The sequence below is a fragment of the Acidobacteriota bacterium genome (assembly GCA_016713675.1).
Taxonomy (GTDB): domain Bacteria; phylum Acidobacteriota; class Blastocatellia; order Pyrinomonadales; family Pyrinomonadaceae; genus OLB17.
Genome location: JADJOS010000001.1, coordinates 350,947 through 369,105 on the forward strand (window position 1 = coordinate 350,947; position 18,159 = coordinate 369,105).

18 protein-coding genes are annotated in these 18,159 nt (G+C 54.2%); 12 read left to right on the top strand and 6 right to left on the bottom strand.

Annotated elements, in window-relative coordinates:
• The first annotated feature begins 291 nt into the window (after positions 1-291).
• Together IPK01_01625 and IPK01_01630 are read left to right on the top strand one after the other, a co-directional pair.
• Complete coding sequence (locus IPK01_01625) at positions 292-747, top strand: hypothetical protein (protein ID MBK7932198.1); 456 nt, start codon at positions 292-294, stop codon at positions 745-747.
• A 73-nt stretch (positions 748-820) separates the two neighbouring features.
• Positions 821-1,441: a hypothetical protein gene (locus tag IPK01_01630; GenBank protein MBK7932199.1), complete on the top strand. Its 621-nt coding sequence runs from the start codon at positions 821-823 to the stop codon at positions 1,439-1,441.
• 505 nt (positions 1,442-1,946) lie between these two features.
• Here IPK01_01630 and IPK01_01635 read toward each other — a convergent pair.
• Complete coding sequence (locus tag IPK01_01635) at positions 1,947-2,249, bottom strand: transposase (GenBank protein ID MBK7932200.1); 303 nt, start codon at positions 2,247-2,249, stop codon at positions 1,947-1,949.
• Positions 2,250-2,434: 185 nt separating this feature from the next.
• Here IPK01_01635 and IPK01_01640 point away from each other — a divergent pair, with 185 nt between their 5' ends.
• The 10 genes from IPK01_01640 (at position 2,435) to ispG (ending at position 14,499) form a co-directional block, all read left to right on the top strand.
• Positions 2,435-2,830, top strand: a complete 396-nt coding sequence (locus IPK01_01640) for a hypothetical protein (protein MBK7932201.1) — start codon at positions 2,435-2,437, stop codon at positions 2,828-2,830.
• Between the two features lie 350 nt (positions 2,831-3,180).
• A complete protein-coding gene (locus IPK01_01645) occupies positions 3,181-4,563 on the top strand; it encodes a D-alanyl-D-alanine carboxypeptidase (GenBank protein ID MBK7932202.1) in 1,383 nt (460 codons plus the stop codon).
• Positions 4,564-4,654: 91 nt separating this feature from the next.
• Entirely contained in the window at positions 4,655-6,391 is a 1,737-nt protein-coding gene (gene murJ / locus IPK01_01650) for a murein biosynthesis integral membrane protein MurJ (protein MBK7932203.1), read from the top strand.
• On the top strand, positions 6,388-6,900 hold the full coding sequence (locus IPK01_01655; protein ID MBK7932204.1) for a gamma carbonic anhydrase family protein: 513 nt from the start codon (positions 6,388-6,390) through the stop codon (positions 6,898-6,900). Before murJ ends, IPK01_01655 begins: the two co-directional genes overlap by 4 nt.
• Positions 6,901-6,998: 98 nt before the next feature.
• Entirely contained in the window at positions 6,999-8,345 is a 1,347-nt protein-coding gene (gene hisS, locus IPK01_01660) for a histidine--tRNA ligase (GenBank protein ID MBK7932205.1), read from the top strand.
• A gap of 19 nt (positions 8,346-8,364) precedes the next feature.
• Positions 8,365-10,047, top strand: a complete 1,683-nt coding sequence (gene sulP, locus IPK01_01665) for a sulfate permease (GenBank protein MBK7932206.1) — start codon at positions 8,365-8,367, stop codon at positions 10,045-10,047.
• A complete protein-coding gene (locus IPK01_01670; protein MBK7932207.1) occupies positions 10,044-10,640 on the top strand; it encodes a DUF1572 family protein in 597 nt (198 codons plus the stop codon). Before sulP ends, IPK01_01670 begins: the two co-directional genes overlap by 4 nt.
• A gap of 84 nt (positions 10,641-10,724) precedes the next feature.
• Positions 10,725-11,897: a 1-deoxy-D-xylulose-5-phosphate reductoisomerase gene (locus tag IPK01_01675; GenBank protein ID MBK7932208.1), complete on the top strand. Its 1,173-nt coding sequence runs from the start codon at positions 10,725-10,727 to the stop codon at positions 11,895-11,897.
• A 60-nt stretch (positions 11,898-11,957) separates the two neighbouring features.
• The gene (rseP, locus tag IPK01_01680; GenBank protein MBK7932209.1) at positions 11,958-13,385 is read left to right on the top strand and encodes an RIP metalloprotease RseP; all 1,428 of its coding nucleotides are present in this window, start codon (positions 11,958-11,960) and stop codon (positions 13,383-13,385) included.
• 4 nt (positions 13,386-13,389) lie between these two features.
• Positions 13,390-14,499: a flavodoxin-dependent (E)-4-hydroxy-3-methylbut-2-enyl-diphosphate synthase gene (gene ispG / locus IPK01_01685; GenBank protein ID MBK7932210.1), complete on the top strand. Its 1,110-nt coding sequence runs from the start codon at positions 13,390-13,392 to the stop codon at positions 14,497-14,499.
• A gap of 89 nt (positions 14,500-14,588) precedes the next feature.
• On the opposite strand, the gene IPK01_01690 is transcribed toward ispG, so the two are convergent.
• The 5 genes from IPK01_01690 to miaA form a co-directional block, all read right to left on the bottom strand.
• Positions 14,589-15,026, bottom strand: coding sequence for a DUF2752 domain-containing protein (locus IPK01_01690; GenBank protein MBK7932211.1), 438 nt, complete (start codon positions 15,024-15,026; stop codon positions 14,589-14,591).
• Between the two features lie 31 nt (positions 15,027-15,057).
• Positions 15,058-16,095: a hypothetical protein gene (locus IPK01_01695; GenBank protein ID MBK7932212.1), complete on the bottom strand. Its 1,038-nt coding sequence runs from the start codon at positions 16,093-16,095 to the stop codon at positions 15,058-15,060.
• Positions 16,096-16,259: 164 nt separating this feature from the next.
• The gene (locus IPK01_01700) at positions 16,260-16,886 is read right to left on the bottom strand and encodes a dTMP kinase (GenBank protein MBK7932213.1); all 627 of its coding nucleotides are present in this window, start codon (positions 16,884-16,886) and stop codon (positions 16,260-16,262) included.
• On the bottom strand, positions 16,886-17,125 hold the full coding sequence (gene hfq, locus IPK01_01705) for an RNA chaperone Hfq (protein ID MBK7932214.1): 240 nt from the start codon (positions 17,123-17,125) through the stop codon (positions 16,886-16,888). Before hfq ends, IPK01_01700 begins: the two co-directional genes overlap by 1 nt.
• Positions 17,126-17,219: 94 nt before the next feature.
• On the bottom strand, positions 17,220-18,155 hold the full coding sequence (miaA, locus tag IPK01_01710) for a tRNA (adenosine(37)-N6)-dimethylallyltransferase MiaA (GenBank protein MBK7932215.1): 936 nt from the start codon (positions 18,153-18,155) through the stop codon (positions 17,220-17,222).
• Between the last annotated feature and the right edge of the window lie 4 nt (positions 18,156-18,159).

Here is an 18,159-nt window from a genome sequence, read left to right on the forward strand (position 1 = left end):
GAGGAAGCTCTCGCAATCTTAGTGGAAGCTGCTCGAAACATGCCCAGCAACAAGCGAGTACCCTTCCTTGCCCTTCATGTGGATGAGGAAGTTAATTTAATCGTTCAACACCCAGGGCTTCAGGGAGGTCGCTGCTCTCTTTATCCCGGAGATTTTGATGTTTTACGACGGGTGAATTTTATCAACGTTGATGTAATCTCTCCTCGCGGCGCATGGCAGTTTGACATCCTTCCAACTGGTTTCGCTTAGTACAAAGCTTTGAAGGAGCGGTCCGGCGGACCGGTTGAAGTAGTGGAGTCAAACGTCAAGAAATTCCTTGACGGAGATCGGCTGCGAACAAAATATCCAGCGGCGCACCAAAAGCTGAAAAGCGCCGACGATCTTTTATGGCAAAGTGATTCTGAGCTTCAACTAACAACTATTGGTCATTTATGTCGCGAGGCTCTTCAGGAATTTACAACCGCTCTTGTTGACGAGCATAAACCACCGGAAGTTGACAACGACAAGGCTCATTCTGTCAGTAGACTTCGAACCGTAATCGCTCTTTTCCGTGGCAGACTCGGGGAAGCAAAAGCGGCCCATCTGGATGCACTTATCCGCTACTGGGGAACGGTCAGTGACCTAGTTCAGCGACAAGAACACGGGGGGCAAAAAGAAGGTGAGGATTTAATATGGGACGATGGCAGCCGAGTTGTATTTCAAACGGCGTCAGTGATGTACGAAATTGACCGCACTTTGAGCAAATAACTTGAGAGGACTTCGGTAATAGTGAACAGTAAACAGTGAGTAGGTAAGATCGAAGAGAGGGAAAAGGATGGGAATGCATATCGGACTTGTTGCTGTGCGGGGTTCGGTTTCGGAGTTTATCGACGCCTTTGCGGAGGTTTGGCCGAAGTTTGAGATCGTCGCGACGAAAGACGGCTTTGCAAATGAAGACGAGATCTGGGCTTGGAAGGATGCAAACGAGCGCTTTGTGTCGGCTGCGGACTGGACCAAAGCCGATCCCGGCCAAGAGGTATACGTAATCTGTCAGGACGGACAATGGGCGGTGCTGATGGACTTTAGCTACGTGCTCGCGACCGATGAGAAGGCTCTTGCTCAGCTTAGTGAGCGGTTCGGCTCGGCCCTCTCTTTCGTCGCACAGACCACGAGCGGATGCGCATTCTTTTGGAACTACGAATCGGGCGAAATGAAGCGGTCGATCCAGAGCGTCGACGGAGAAGCGGAACTGGCCGGCGAAGCTCTGACCCAAGAGGCAGGCATAGACATTCAACACTATTACATGAATGAGACCGAGCAATTGATGCAGGCATTTGGCCTTTCCAAACTCGATCAGCTTCTCGTTCCGGCAACCGCCGTCGCGATCGCCGTCGCCGACCGGACAGACTATTCGGACCTCCACGTTGAAGCAAAGGCAAAACCGTGGTGGAAGTTCTGCTAATAAACAATTTCGACCACGTTGTTGACATAAAAAAAACGACTGCATAACGGGTATATCACCGTCTTCGACGGTTCGGGGATGTGGGCGGTTATCCCCACGGTTTGCACCGTGGGCTGCAGTTATGTTGTCGGCGTCGTCTGGCATCGCCGGTCTGCGATAGATCTCACAGGCTTGCCTTACTCGCCGAGCGGAAAGCGTCTTTCGGAGGCCTTGTGCTGTGGGGCATAGCGGGGTGGTCGGTCGGAAAAGCATAGCTTTTCCGCTCGGCGAATCAGAGCTCAAAGCACAGGTTTTCCGCCCGGCGAAGCGGAGCTCAAAGCAAATGTTTTCCGCTCGGCGAATTAGAGCTCAAAGCAAATGTTTTCCGTTCGGTGAATAAAAGCTTAGCTTCTCCACCAGGAAAGCTATCTCCAGTCTATTTTCAAATGGTCAGTCAGCAAAGGCTCATCAGCCTTGGACCCTGCCCACAGTCTCGCACTCGAAAATCTATATTTTAACGGATCGTCTACAAATCCTGCACGAACAGGATTCTGGTGAATATACTCGACCTTTTGGTGAAACGTGTCTTCGCCAAATATCTCAAGCGAGTGCGAAGGGCATCGCTCATCTCTTTCTGTGAATAAACGAGCAAGTGAACGTGATCGAGCATGATCACATACGCGAGAATTAGTATGCCATGCTTCGTTCGAACTTCGCTGAATGCATCGCACAGTATCTGTTTTACTTTGTCAGTACGAAAGATCGGCAAGCGGTGATGGGCTATCGAAGTGAAATAATATGCAGGTATTGTTCGGGATATCCGGAACATAGATATCATGCCTTTTCTTATTCACCGAGCGGAAAAGCACAGCTTTTCCGCTCGGCGAGAAGATTCTAAACATTTATTCAAAAACTTACCAATTCCGTGTCGGCGATCTTAGATCTTTCTTGACATTGCGTTGCATCGTTGATACACTTTATGATGTGTAATTCATGTTGGAGGGAGTTTACGTTGTGAGGAAGATCAAATGGGAGACGTTCGAGGGGCGGCAGCAGCCGTATCGGTCGAGCCGCGAGCCGCGGGTGACGTTGGGGCCGAAGGGGACATTTTATCTGAACGGCGTGGCATATGAGGTGCTTGGGTCGCCGGCGGCGGTCGAGATGCAGAATGACGACAGTGGGCGTATCGTCGGGCTGATACCGACCGACCCGCAAAAGACGAACGCCTTTAAGATCGTCACACACGGCAAGGCCGGAAGTTACAGACGCATATGTGCTTCGACATTTTGCCGCCACCTGCGGATCAAACCGCGCGAGACCATTGTATTTAACAACCCCGATCTGGATGACAAAGGCCGGCTCGTCCTCGATCTCGATTCGACAACTGTGATCGGGCGCGGAGCACGATGAACAGTGGTCAGTGGTCAGAAATTATCTTGAGATTCCGCCGAGCGGTCTTTGATCAACGACCGTGTTGGCACGCTCGTTCACACTCGCGTTTCCGCACGCGATCTTGCGAAAAAAACTCTTCCCTTTTCCTCACAATTATCGTATAACTAATTCGGATAGATGGCATAAGCTGTAATAATGCTTGCATCTCTTGACCGAAACCAGCCATCCAATGTTTGCGACCTGCAGTTTTTGGCCCTATGAACAACGCACAACTAAAAATTGATAGATCTCGGGCAAATTGTGCTATACTAGCGTCAGCTTCGCTTTCATGTGCCGCGAAAGCCTGCCTTTCAACAAAGAAATCATCAATGTTCAGATCTATCACAACAAAAGCCATTGGGTTATGCATCGCCGTCTTAGTAACGGCCGCCGCCGGAATCGCCCAGCCGGCACCGTTCCTACAGGACATCAAGGTCCGCAATACGACGCCGACGCCGTACCCGAGCTCGACACCGCTTGTAAAAAAGACCGGCGGTTCGACGATGGCAGGCGTTCCCTCGTCCAATGCCGTCCGGACGATGTTCCCGGCCCTTGCGGCTGTCGAAATTCCGGGTTACTCCGGCGTTATCGTCGAGACTCTCGACGGCAAGATCGTACTCGAAACTAACTCGGGACTTTTGTTCAATCCGGCATCGAACGTAAAGGTGGCGACGACGTACGCGGTTCTTAAGACATTCGGCCCCGAGTTCCGTTTTCAGACAATGGTCTATACCGACGGTGCGATCGACCGAAATACCGGCACGCTGAACGGCAACGTTTACGTATCGGGCAAGGATCCGATCTTCGGATTTGAGCACGCCGTCGCAGTTGCCAACGAGCTGAACCGGCTGGGCATCCGCACCGTAATGGGCGACCTGATCGTGACGGACAATTTCGCCATGAATTACAGCGGTTCGTCGCTAAATTCGGCAAAATTATTATCGGGCACGCTTGATGCGTCGAAACGCAGTGCGGGAGCGACGCGGGTCTGGCTCAACTATCTTTCGTATTCAGGCAAATACGGCCAGGTTAGCGGCGTTCCGAGCGTTTATTTTTCCGGAGCGACCTACGTCCAGCCGATACCGAGCAATCTGCAGCTGCTGTTCACGCATGAGTCGGCACCGCTGCGCGAGATCATCAAAGCGATGATGTGCTACTCGAACAATTTTCTGAGCGAACGCCTCGGCGAAATGCTGGGCGGGCCTTTTGCGGTCTCGCGTGTCGTACAGCAAAATGCCGGCATTGCTCCGAACGAATTTTCGCTGGCGACCTCGAGCGGCCTCGGCTTTAACAGAGTGACGCCGAACGCAATGATGAAGCTGCTTCGTGCTCTCAGAAACGACCTCAGCCGATACAAGATGACGTTTGTCGACGTCATGCCGGTCGCCGGCATCGACAACGGCACGCTCGCCGGACGGTTCGATTCTGATTTTGCTCCGGGCAGCGTCGTCGGCAAGACCGGCACACTCCCCAACACCGACGCCGGCGTCAGTGCCCTGTCGGGCGAGATCAACACGCGTAACGGCAAACTGCTGTTCGTGATATTCAACCAACGCGGCAGCGTACCGAGATTCCGGGCGTTCCAGAACAGTTTCGTATCGCTCGTCCAAGGGCAGTTCGGCGGGGCCCAATCGATCGGCTACCAGCCGACTTCGCTCGACGTACTGCTCGCCAGAACGCGAATCGTAAATCCTCGCGGCCAGTCGTATTAACGGTCAGAGCGAATCCAATCATTTCAAAAAGGGAGCATGGAATTTGCTCCCTTTTTTTATTCAATGGTGCATGCGATAATCCGTATCTTAAATGGCGACAAACGAGACCGAACAAATTGAGCCCGAGGAATCGCCGGAAATGCTGGCCGAGCCCGAGGCGATCGCTGAGCCTGTGACCAAGCAAACGAGCGTCGCACGTTCGGCGGGGATCGTTTCAATTGCGGTCATGTTCTCGCGCGTTTTGGGGTTGGTGCGCGAAATGATATTTGCGCGTTATTTCGGTGCGGGCTTTTTGATGGACGCTTATGTGGTGGCGTTTCGAATACCGAATGTACTCCGCGATCTGTTTGCCGAAGGCGCCTTGTCGGTCGCGTTCGTCAAAGTTTTCACGGATTATCAGGTAAACAAAGGCGAGAAAGAGGCGTGGCGTTTGGCAAGCCTGGTACTCAACCTGCTGGCCGTGATATTGAGCGTGGTGTGCATCGTTGGGATCATCTTTTCGCGGCAGTTCGTCGATCTTGTTGCGGATGGCTTTTCACCCGAAAAAGCAGCACTTGCGACGACGCTGACGCAGATAATGTTCCCGTTCATCCTGCTTGTCGCACTCGCGGCGGTGGCGATGGGCGTGCTCAATACCAAGGGCGTTTTCGGCATTCCGGCGTCGGCATCAACTGTGTTCAATATCGTTTCGATCGCTTTTGGTTTGGGGCTCGCATACTGGCTGAGCGGCGGCGGCTGGCTGAATGCGGGCGATGAGAATGCTATTCCCGAATCCTCAGCACAATGGGCAATTATCGGTATGTCGATCGGCACACTTATCGGAGGCGGTGCGCAGTTCTTTATGCAGATACCGTCGCTGTTCAAGGTCGGTTTCCGTTTTTCGCCGGTGCTGAGCTTGATCGATCCGGGCATTAAAAAGGTTGCGGCACTGATGGCACCGGCGATAATCGGAACCTCGGCGGTACAGGTCAACGTACTGATAAACACGTACTTTGTCTCAAATATCGAAGGCGCGCAAGGGTGGCTCAATTTCGGATTCCGGCTGATGCAGTTGCCGATCGGTGTATTCGGCGTCGCGGTCGGAACCGCAGCGATTCCGGTAATGTCACGCCTCGCGAGCGAAGGCAAGATCAAAGATCTGCGAGATACGATCTCGTCGTCGATGAACCTCGTTTTCCTAATGACGCTGCCGTCCGCCTGCGGCCTGATCGTGCTCGGCGAACCGATAATCCGGCTGATCTACGAACGCGGCAAATTTGACGAGACCGCGACGACCATGACCGCCGCGGCTCTTGCCGGCTATTCGATCGGCCTGACAGGCTATGCCGCGATCAAGATCTTATCGCCCGCGTTCTACGCGCTTGATGACGCCAAAACGCCGATGCTCATTGCATTGGGCTCGATCGCCGTCAATTTCATCGGCAGCTACGGGCTTCGGGAATGGCTGTCGCACTACGGCGTGACGCCCGAAACGCCGCACGGCTACGGCCACGTCGGTGTTGCACTGGCAACGTCGATCGTCGCGATCGTCAATTTTCTGGCGCTCGCATTGATATTGCGTAGGCGCATCAAACGGCTCAACGGCCGCGATATCTTTTTCTCGTTCGCGAAGATCACGGCGGCGTCGGCCGTGTTGTCGGTGGTCTGTTATTTTAGCTACCACTTTATGGTCGGGCAATTTGGCGTCGCCGGATTGCCGCTGCGTCTGGCCGAGGCTTTTGTACCGATCGGGCTCGGCGGGATCGCGTTTGTGATAGTCGCCAAATTGCTGCGGGTGACCGAACTCGAGCAGGCGTTTGGAATGCTGCGGAGGAAATTAGGGAGATGATCAGGACATTCAATTCGATCGAACCAAAGGTTCACGAGTCCGTATTTGTCGCCGAGGATGCCGTGATCATCGGCGATGTCGAGATCGGTGCGGACGCGAGTATTTGGTACGGTAGCGTGGTCCGCGGCGATGTCAGCTACATTCGCATCGGTGCGAGGACCAATATTCAAGATATGACGATGATCCACGTCAGCTCCGATTTTGGCCCGACCATTGTCGAAGACGAGGTGACCGTGGGCCATCGCGTGACGCTGCACGGCTGCCACGTCGAACGCCAATGCCTGATCGGCATGAGCGCGACCATTATGGACCATGCCCGCATCGGCGAGCAGTCGATCATCGGTGCAGGTTCGCTCGTCTCGCCGGGAACGATAATTCCGCCGCGAGTGCTCGCGATCGGTTCGCCGGCCCGCGTCAAACGCGACCTGACCGAGGCCGAGATCGCATATCTCGACACGTCCTGGCGAAACTACGTCGAACTAAAGCAGCATTACGTCACGACAACGTAGAATTTGAATTTCAGGTAAAATTAAAACAGGATATACAGGATGGACAGGATCAGTCGATCTTTTATCCTGCTTATCCTGGCCATCCTGTTTAATTTCTTATGGCAAGTACTAAACCAGCCCGCGGCACACGCGATTTTTTGCCCGCCGATGTCCGTAAACGCGACTATGTGATCGGCGTGATCAAAGAGGTGTACGCGAGCTACGGCTTTGAGCCGCTCGAAACGCCGGCGTTCGAAAACCTCGAAACACTGATGGGCAAATACGGCGACGAAGGCAATCAGCTCGTATTTCGCATTTTGAAACGCGGCGAAAAGCTTGATGTCAGCGGCGGAGAATCAGGGCTCGCCGACCTGGCTTTGAGATACGATCTGACAGTTCCATTGGCTCGCGTCGTCGCGAACAACAAGAACGAGCTGCCCAAATTCTTCAAACGCTATCAGATACAGCCGGTTTGGCGGGCAGATAGGCCTGCACGCGGGCGCTTTCGTGAGTTTTACCAATGTGATGTGGACGCGATCGGTTCTGAGTCGATGGTGGTCGAGGCCGAGGTCTTGTCGGCGGTCAGCGAAATATTGCGGCGGCTCGGCTTTACGGATTTTACGATCCGGCTCAATCACCGTCAGGTCTTGACCGACATTCTCGACACCGCCGGAGTGCCCGACGAACTCCACACCGACGCGCTTGTTGCCATCGACAAAATGGACAAGATCGGCGCCGAAGGCGTAGCGGCAGAGCTTGCGACCCGCGGCATCGCCGAAGATTCGGCAGCGATGCTGATGCAGATCTTTGCAAAAACGCAGGAGATATTGAATCAGGAAAAAGACATCAACCGCACGATAGTCGCCAATCTGATCAATATCGTCAGCAACGAAACTTTGTCCGAACTCGGCCAAATTCTGAAATTTGCTGACAAAGCACCGATCCTCATCGACCCGAGCCTCGCTCGCGGCCTTTCGTATTACACCGGAGCGATCATGGAGATCACGGTGCCGGACCTCGCCGGAAGCCTAGGCGGCGGCGGGCGTTATGACGGGCTGATCGGCATGTTCGGCAAAGAGCAGATACCGGCGTGCGGATTTTCCCTCGGGCTTGAGCGGATCTTGGTCGTGATGGACGAAAAGAATATGTTCCCGCCCGAGATCGCCGCGTCAAGATCGGCGGACGTGATGGTCACGATCTGGAATGAAGAGTCGATTGCCGATTCGCTCAAACTCGCCGCCGACCTTAGAAAACAGGGCCTGCGGGTAACGGTCTATCCTGAGGCCGACAAGCTCGGCAAGCAGTTCAAATACGCAGATTCGATCGACGTGCCGTTCGTATGTGTTTTAGGCGACGAAGAAAAGTCGAGCGGAAATGTGAAGCTCAAGAACATGACCTCGGGCGACGAAACGAAGCTGCCGATCAAGGAGATCGGCAACGCCATCCGCAGTTCCTTCACTGAATAGCTGCCAACAACAATAGAAAATGCACCGCAAACTCGAACCCAAACTGCTGACCGTCCTTCGCGAGGGCTATACACTAAAGCAGTTTCGGGGTGACCTGTTGGGCGGATTGACGGTCGGCGTCGTCGCATTGCCGCTGTCGATCGCACTGGCGATAGCATCGGGCGTGAAACCCGAACAAGGGCTTTATACGGCGATATTTGCGGGCTTTGTGATCGCAGTACTGGGCGGCTCGCGTGCACAGATCAGCGGCCCGACCGGCGCGTTCATCGTCATCGTGTACGGCATCGTCCAGAAGTACGGCTACGACGGACTTGTCGTCGCGACGCTGATCGCCGGAATCCTGCTCATAATAATGGGGCTCGCCCGAATGGGCGCCTTTCTCAAATTCGTTCCGTATCCGGTCGTCATCGGATTTACATCGGGCATCGCGCTGATCATCTTTTCGTCGCAGGTCAGCGACTTTCTCGGCCTCAGGCTCGAAAAGGTGCCGGCGGATTTCACCGAGAAATGGATCGAATACGTTAGACATCTCGGATCGATCGATCCGTACACGCTCGCGGTCGGTGCGGCCTCGCTGCTGATAATCGTCGCGTGGCCCAAGTTGACGCATAAGATACCCGGGCCGCTGGTCGCGATATTAGCGGCCACGTTTGCCGTTCAATATTTTCAGATACCGGTCGATACGATCGCGTCACGTTTTGGCGAAGTGCCGAACACCTTGCCCTCGCCGCAGTTCCCAGTCGTCACGTGGCCGCTGGTGCAGCAGATGTTCTCGCCGGCGATCACGATCGCGATACTTGCGGGTCTCGAATCGCTGCTCGCGGCCGTCGTGGCTGACGGCATGACCGGAACGCGGCACCGCTCGAATATGGAATTGATAGCCCAGGGAACGGGCAATATCGTGTCAGTTATGTTTGGCGGCATTCCTGCGACCGGGGCGATCGCCCGTACCGCGACCAACATTAAAAGCGGCGGCACGACGCCGTTCTCGGCGATCATTCACTGCGTATTTTTGCTGCTGGTGCTGCTGTTTATCGGCAAATGGGCGGCGATGATACCGATGGCGACGCTCGCGGCGATCCTGATCGTCGTTGCATATAACATGAGCGAATGGCGCGAATTCTCGCACCTGCTCAAGAGCCCTCGCGGCGATGTGGCGGTGCTGCTCGCAACGTTTCTGTTGACGGTCTTTATCGAACTAACGGTCGCGATACAGGTCGGAATTTTGCTCGCGGCATTCCTGTTCCTGCAGAAAATGTCCACCGAAACACACGTCGACGTGATAACGGATAATCTGAAAGAAGATGAAGAATTTCAGACCCGCGACATGACCGGCATCGAGATACCGCCAGGCGTCGAGGTATTTGAGATCTATGGTTCGCTGTTCTTTGGCGCGGTGCGGCAGTTCAAAGAGTCGATCCGCGTGGTCGCCACCAAACCAAAAGTGCTGATACTCAGGATGCGGCAGGTCCCAACGATAGACGCCAGCGGCGTTCACGTTCTCGAGGAGCTTGTCAGCGAAGCTCACGAAAACGGCCAGATCCTCATTTTCTCGGCAGTTTCTCGCAGCGTTTTTCGAGTTATGCGAAAGAGCGGATTTGTCGACAAGGTAGGAAGGAAGCACTTTGCAGCCGATATTTTCGCCGCACTCGACCTCGCCAAAGCACATTTGGATTCGACTGATATTGATAGAACACGATGAGAGAAATAATTGAAAATTATCACACCGACGCTCTTTCTTCGTTTCGTAACTATAAGAAAATGGCCGAGCGCGCCGTAGAACAGGTCTCGGACGAAGAGTTTTTTGCGTTGATCGATGTCGAGGCGAATTCGATCGCATTGATCGTCAAGCACGTCGCCGGAAATCTGCGTTCTCGTTGGACAGATTTTCTTACGACCGACGGCGAAAAGGATTTTCGCAAGCGCGATACCGAGTTCGAATTGATCGGCGACACGCGTGAATCGTTGATGCAGTTTTGGGAAAATGGCTGGCAGGTCCTTTTTAATAGTATCGAGCCGCTCACGGCAGAAGACTTTTCCCGCACGGTCACGATACGCGGCGAACCGCACACAGTCGTCGAGGCCATCAACCGCCAACTCACGCATTACGCATATCACGTCGGACAGATCGTCTTGCTCGCCAAGCATTTTCGATCGGCCGATTGGAAAACGTTGAGCGTACCGAAAAACCGCTCGGCCGATTTCAATCGGTTTCTCGCCAATAAACAAGCCGCCGGCGAGGCCAAAACTGACCGACTGGAAGCCCCGTTCGAATTTTCCGAATCCAATCAGTAGTCTCGTCGCGAATTACAAGATGCTCTCCGGATCGGTTCATTCCGTTCCGCGTTTATCTGCTATAATCTGTGGCTGGCTCTTCTTATGAAATCGATCTCCATTCTTGGCTCGACCGGCTCGATCGGCTGTAACACACTAAAAGTGATCGAACATCTCGGCGACATCCGCGTCGTGGCGATGGCCGCGGGGCGAAATATGGCGAGATTCGCACGTCAGATCGCTGAGGTTCGGCCTGAGTTGGTCTCGTGTGACGACCAGTCCTGCGCCGAGACGCTCGAACGCGAACTCCACTCGCTGGGAGCAAAAACACCAAGGATCGAGCTTAATTCCGCTGGTTTGACCGCCGTCGCGACGCACCCAGAGGCTGACACGGTCGTGTCCGCAACCGTCGGTGCGGTCGGTTTTGTCCCGACATTGCGTGCCATCGAGGCCGGAAAGCGGGTCGCACTCGCCAATAAAGAAACACTCGTTATGGCGGGAGAACTGATGACCGCGGCTGCGACAAAGTCCGGTGCCGAGATATTGCCCGTAGACAGCGAACACAACGCGATCCATCAATGTCTTCGCGGCGAAACCAACAGTGAGGTTCGGCGGCTGATTTTGACGGCATCGGGCGGCCCGTTCCGAACAAAATCAAAAGCCGAGATCGAGAATGCCACTCGCGAAGAGGCCTTAAACCATCCAAACTGGAAAATGGGCGATAAGATCTCGATCGATTCGGCGACGCTGATGAACAAAGGCCTTGAGGTGATCGAGGCGAAATGGCTGTTTGGCTTTGAGGCAGATCAGATATCAGTGATCGTGCATCCTCAATCGATCGTTCATTCGATGGTCGAGATGGTCGATGGCTCGATGATCGCTCAGATGGGCGTTACCGACATGCGGCACGCCATTCAATACGCGTTGACATATCCTGAGCGAATGGAAAATTCGACACCGCTCCTCAACCTTGCGGAACTGCGGAGGCTGGATTTTGAGGAACCTGACCTCGATCGCTTTCCGTGCCTGCAGCTCGCTTACGATGCATTACGGACCGGCGGCACGATGCCGGCGGTTTTGAATGCAGCAAATGAAGTTTCCGTCCAGGCATTTCTCGACGGCAAAATAAGCCTTAGCGAGATCGCCGAGATAAACCGCAGCGTAATGAACGTCCACACGGCGGTGCCGGTCGAGAGCATCGACAACGTTCTCGAAACTGACAAATGGGCACGTTCACGCGCTATAATGAAACTAAGCAGGACGGCGTCGGCTGTTTGACCAGCCGCTTACTTTAATTACAACGCCCGCATCGGGGCACGAATCCAACTGCATTGATCTATGGAAAGTATTTTATCGACAGCATTTTACTACGTCATCATTCCCTTGCTCGTCTTGGGCATCGCGATCAATATTCACGAATTTGGCCATTTTATTATTGCCAAGATGTTTGGAATGCGTGTCGAGGCGTTCTCGTTCTTTGGCCTCGGGCCGAGGGTCTGGGGATTTAAGGTCGGTCATACGGACTATCGCATCAGTGCGATCCCTCTCGGAGCATTTGTAAAACTCTACGGCGACGATGCGACCGGGCCGCTCGAAGGCAAAGACGACGAGACGATCGAAAAGGTGCCGGAATCTGAGCTTTATGAGCTGCGTCCGCGTTGGCAGAAGTTTTTCGTGATGCTCGGCGGGCCGTTCATGAATATTGTGCTGGCGTTGTCGATCCCGTTCGGGATGGCGATGATACAGGGAATTCCGGCAGTGCCGGCTCCGGTCATCGCGTCCGTCAGGGCCGATGGTGCAGGTGCCAAGGCAGGATTGCAGGTCGGCGACCGAATCGTTTCATTTAACGGCGTCGAGAATCCGACTTGGCGAAACATCACGGTCGAGGCCGGCATCAATCCCGACCGCACGCTCGATATGGTCGTGGAACGCAATAGCCAGCGTGTGCCGCTGCAGATCACGCCGCGCAAGGAAGAGGTCTTTGCCGGACAAAACGCAGGCTTGATCGACGCCGAGGCGGATCAGGGCGTCGTACCGGTAATGGTCGGCGAAGTCGCCCCGAACACGCCCGCAGCCGAGGCAGGACTGCAATTGGGCGACCGCATCGTGTCGGTCAACGGCGAACAGGCAAAGAACATTCAGCAAACCAAAACGACGGTCGATAAGAACAAGGCGCTTCCGATCCAGTTGGTAGTCGAACGCGGCGGACAATATCTGACGCTCAACACTCAAGTGCGAAAGCTCGATGACGGCACCGAGCGGCTCGGTTTCGGATTTCAGCGGCCTGACCTTCCGCTCGAAAAAGCGTCGATCGGCTCAGCCATCGAATTTGCGTACACCTCAAACTGGGAGAATCTAAAGGCGACCGGAGCCGTTCTCGGACAGGTATTTTCGGGCAACCGGTCGGTCAAAGACTCGGGCATCGGCGGCCCTGTCGGGATCATCCAGCAGTCGGCCGAAGCGACGCGGCTGATGGGCATAGAGGGCTTTTTCCTCATTCTGACGGCGATCAGCCTTAGCCTCGGCATCTTTAACTTGCTGCCTGTGCCGATGCTCGACGGCGGACAGATCATGGTGCTCGGCATCGACAAGATCATGTCGTGGTTCGGCCGCACGCTGTCGATGGTCGCACGTGAACGCATCCAATTGACGGGACTTGCCGTTATTTTATTGTTGATGGTGTTTGTCTTTTTCCTTGATTTCTCGCGTATAGCAGCGAGGTTTGGCGGATCAACTGACAAGCCGGCGGTCGAACAGACCAAGTAGTTTTATGGCCAGAATTACAAGACCAGTGATGGTCAGAGACGTTCAGATCGGCGGCGGTGCGCCGGTGGTCGTACAGTCGATGACCAAGACCGATACGACGGACGTTGACGCAACGATCCGGCAGATCGAAGAAATGGTGACGGCCGGCTGCGAGATCGTCCGTATCGCCGTACCTGACGACGACGCGGCGGCGGCGATGTATGAGATCCGCAAACGCACCAATGTGCCGATCGTCGCGGACATCCATTTTCACTATAAGCTCGCACTCAAAGCGCTCGATGCCGGCATCGACAAGTTGCGGATCAATCCGGGCAACATCGGACATATCGACCGCGTCCGCGAGGTCGTTCGTGCTGCCGAGGTTCAAAAGGTGCCGATCCGCATCGGCGTCAACGGCGGTTCGCTCGAAAAGGACCTGCTCAAAAAATACGGTTCGGCAACGCCGGAAGCAATGGTCGAATCGGGCATGCGGCACGTTCGCATTCTCGAAGATCTTGGCTTTTCAAACACGATCATCTCGCTCAAAGCGTCCGACGTTAACCGCATGGTCGAGGCATATCGTCTGATGGCCGCGAAGGTCGATTATCCGCTGCATCTCGGCGTGACCGAGGCCGGAACGCCGTTTGGCGGAACGATCAAATCGGCGATCGGGCTCGGGATTCTGCTGCACGAAGGGATCGGCGACACTATCCGCGTCAGCCTTGCCGCTGAACCGCACGAAGAGGTTCGCGTCGGCTGGGAGATCTTGAAGTCGCTGGAACTGAGAAAACGCGGCGTCACTGTCGTTGCGTGCCCTACCTGCGGACGGCTAGATATAGATAATTTCGTCGAGATCGTCACCGAGGTCGAACGCCGGCTCGCACACGTCGAGGAACCGCTACACCTCTCAATAATGGGCTGCGCCGTCAACGGACCCGGCGAAGCTCACGACAGCCAGCTCGGCATCACATTTGGCCGCAACGTCGGCATGATCTTCAAAGACGGCGTCCCGATGCGCCGCGTCGCGGGAGCAGATATCGTTGAAGAATTTGTCAAAGAGGTCGAGCAGCTCCGCAAAGAAGGCTCGACCGCCAAATCCATTGCCGAAGCAAATCCGTTCGTCCAAATCACCTAAGAATAGTTGCCTCAAAAAGGCACAAAAGCCGCAAATAGGAAACCCCTTCTTATTTTGCGGCCTTTGTGCATTATTGCGGCAGATTAAACTTATGGAAATAGTATCGTGAATGGGTAAGCGGGAATATTGCGCAAGACGCCGAACGTTAGCAGGACAACTCCGAATATTGTGATAAATCGCGGATTTGTTGGCCACATCGGCAATCCCTTTCCGCGAACGGCCATCATTGTGAGAGCTACTGCTGTGTAGGCAAATATCAGTGCCCAAAATGGCGTCAGCATGTTAAAGTCGACCGCCGTAATTATGTCGCCGTGGAATAATGCGTGAAACGACCTGGTCAATCCGCAGCCGGGACAAGCCAAACCAGTCAACGCAAACAACGGACATACCGGCAGAAAATTGGCTTTCGATGGGTCGAAATAAGCAACAAATGCAGAACCCGCCGCAAGTGCAGCAACGCCCGCCGCCGCAGTCAGACGCAATGAGCTTGGTAAGTTAACCTGCGGAATTTGCGATTCGACTTGCATAAAGACAATTGTAGAACGGCGGCCGAAAATTTCAAACGCCGGCCATCGAAACAAACAGGGCGTCGGTCGCAACTTTGCGGTTGATATTAACGATGAAGTTTTGCCGTATCGTTTCGATCGACGTGAGCCATGACGGCAGATCATTACGTCCGCTCTCGGCGGCGAGATTCGTTAGTTCGGCGGCGAGGTCGGTGTTTACGATCCGAGCGGCATCGCCGCTGACCTTGATCGTCCAGATGTCGTGAACGAGCGATTGGAGAATGTCGAGATTTTCTTCAAAATTCTCTTTGTTCTTGGCGTCGTTCATCTCCTCAGAGATTCGGAGCAGAGCGGCAACATCGCCGGTTTCGATGACATTGAGGACGACCGAGAGCATCTTTTCACGACGAGCCTTGAATTTCTCGACATCGATCGTTACCGCCCGGCCGATACTGCCGCGAGCAAGGCGGGCCGAGAGCTTGGCCTCGTCATGTGTGAATGCTCGTTCGTCGATCAAATAATGTTCGATCTCGTCCGTGGCCACTGGTGCAAAGCGAAGCGTCTGACACCGCGAACGGATCGTCGGCAGCAAACTGTCCGGACGTGACGTGATCAAAAATATATGCGATGTTGCCGGCGGTTCTTCGAGAGTTTTGAGCAGTGCGTTCGAAGCCGCGTCGTTCATTTTGTCGGCGTCGTCGATGATAAAGAACCGCGATCTCGCTTCGTACGGCTGGAAATTCGCTTCAGATTCGATATACCGGATCGCATCGACCAGGATATTGCGGTTGTACGCGATTATGGTGCCGATATCGGGATGATCGCTCCAGATGACCCGTTTGTGAGCGTCCTTATCATCGGATTTGGGGAATTTGAAATTATCGGCTCGGAGACAAGCCGGGCAAACCTCGCAAGCCTGGCCGTCAGGCGGGTCGGTGCAGACAAGTGCTTTGGCTAGTTCGAGTGCGAATTGACGCTTGCCGACGCCCTCGTCGCCAGCGAACATCAGCGAATTCGGCACGCGGCCGTGGGCCACGAACCGCCGCAGAATATCCTTGACCTGATTGTTTCCGATCAGCTTTTTGAACATTGAAATAAGTTGCCTCCAGCTTTAGCTGGAGGTTTTCTCGCAGACGGATTCGGGCTTTAGCCAAATTTCTTTTAGCCGAAGCACTAAAGAAGTCTTCAATTTATCCATTTGGCTAAAGCCCAAAAACGGTCGAATCTCTTCCGTTAGCTAAAGCTAGTGGTAATTCATATAAGAAGTTTGGAAACTACACTCGCCACATTCGCTTGGATTTCCTCGATCGACCCGCTCGCATCGACAACGATAAATCTCTCAGGTTCGGCCGATGCGATGGTTAGATATGCCTCGCGGACACGCGTGTAAAACTCTGCCGTTTCCGCATCCATCCGATTTGCTTTCGCCTCTGATTCGTCGCGGTTGCTCATTCTCTCAACCGCAATTGCAACCGGAATATCAAAGAAAAGCGTCAGGTCGGGCTTAAGGCCGCCGGTCGCGAGTTCGATGACCTGATCGACCTTGTCCTGCGGAAAACCACGGCCCGCACCTTGATAGGCAAATGTCGCGTCCGCATAGCGGTCCGAAATTACGATCTTGCCTTCGGCGAGAGCCGGTTTGATCAAAAACTCAACGTGTTGTGCACGGTCGGCGGCGAATGCAAGCAGCTCGGCCATCGGTGCGACCTTTTCGTGCGTTTCAAGAAATGCTGCCCGAAGTTGTCGTCCGAGTTCGGTTCCGCCGGGCTCGCGGGTGGTTATTGCATCGAGGCCGCGGGCGCGCAAATCATCGGCAAGTAATCGCAATTGCGTTGATTTGCCGCTGCCGTCAATGCCCTCAAACGTAATGAATTTACCGATCAAGATGCGTGATGCTCTGGCGCACTTGGCCGCCGCTCCTGTGAGATCGACGAAATGCCGTGTTTGAATATCAAAACGTCGGGGCCGCCGACATCGAGAAGCACCGAAAACTTATCGAAACTTTTGATCCTGCCGGAAAGTGTCGATCCGTGCAGTAGGTGAATAACGACCGAAACTCTCTCGCGACGAGCCGAATTCAAAAACGCGTCCTGAATATTTTGGGCAGCCTGCTTTTCCATTTCGTTTCCTCTTCTCAATTACAAACAAACGGGAGAATTGCACAAGTGGGCTCGATTATATCAAATTTCCCTGTATCGACAAGTATTTCAGTTTTCAGGCACTGATCGCTTCAACCAACGCCTGAAATACGTCGTCATCGCCGCCAAAACCATCGAGCCATACTGCGTCAGGCTCGCGGCGGAACCAGGTGAGCTGCCTCTTGGCGTAATTGCGAACATCCTGTTTCGACTTTTCGATCGCCGATTCAAGCGTTCGCTCGCCTCGAAGGTACTGACAAACTCGTCGATATGCGTGTGCGCCGAGTGCGTTCGTATCGTCTTTAACGTGTGCCGCCCGTAATTGTTTCACTTCGTCAACGAGTCCGGCGGCAAAATGCTCTTCGGTGCGGGCGTTTATCTTTTCGTAGAGAACATCACGCGGAGGATCAAGTACAAATAACCGAATTCGCGACGCAAATTCCGGCGGTTCGGCTCGGTTTGGTTGGATTTCGGAAATACGAGTTCCCGTTTGGAAAAAAACTTCGAGTGCGCGTGTCGATCGAACATAATCGCGGACGGTTATCTTCGCCGCAGCCTCGGGATCAAGCCGCGTCAGCATTTTGTGCAGATATTCGGCGCCCTTCGTCGAGCTGATGGCCTGCAAACGCTTTCGCAGCGTATGGTCAGTTTTCGGGCTGTCAAACAACGGCTGGCGCAATGTGCGCAGATAAAAGCCGGTTCCGCCGACGAGGATCGGCATGTTCCCGCGTGCCTCGATCTCCTCAATTTTCGCCGCCGCATCGGACGCCCAATCGGCGGCCGTGTAGTTTATATTCGGATCGACATAATCGATCAGATGATGCGGTACACCGCGTTTTTCCACTTCGCTCGGCTTGGCAGTCGCGATCTGAATTCCCTTGTAGATCTGCACCGAATCGCAATTGATGACCTCGCCGCCGACCTTTAGTGCCAGCTCAACCCCAAGCGCGGTCTTGCCCGACGCCGTCGGCCCGGCGATACAATAGATCGATCTGTTAGCCGAAGCTCTCATATCA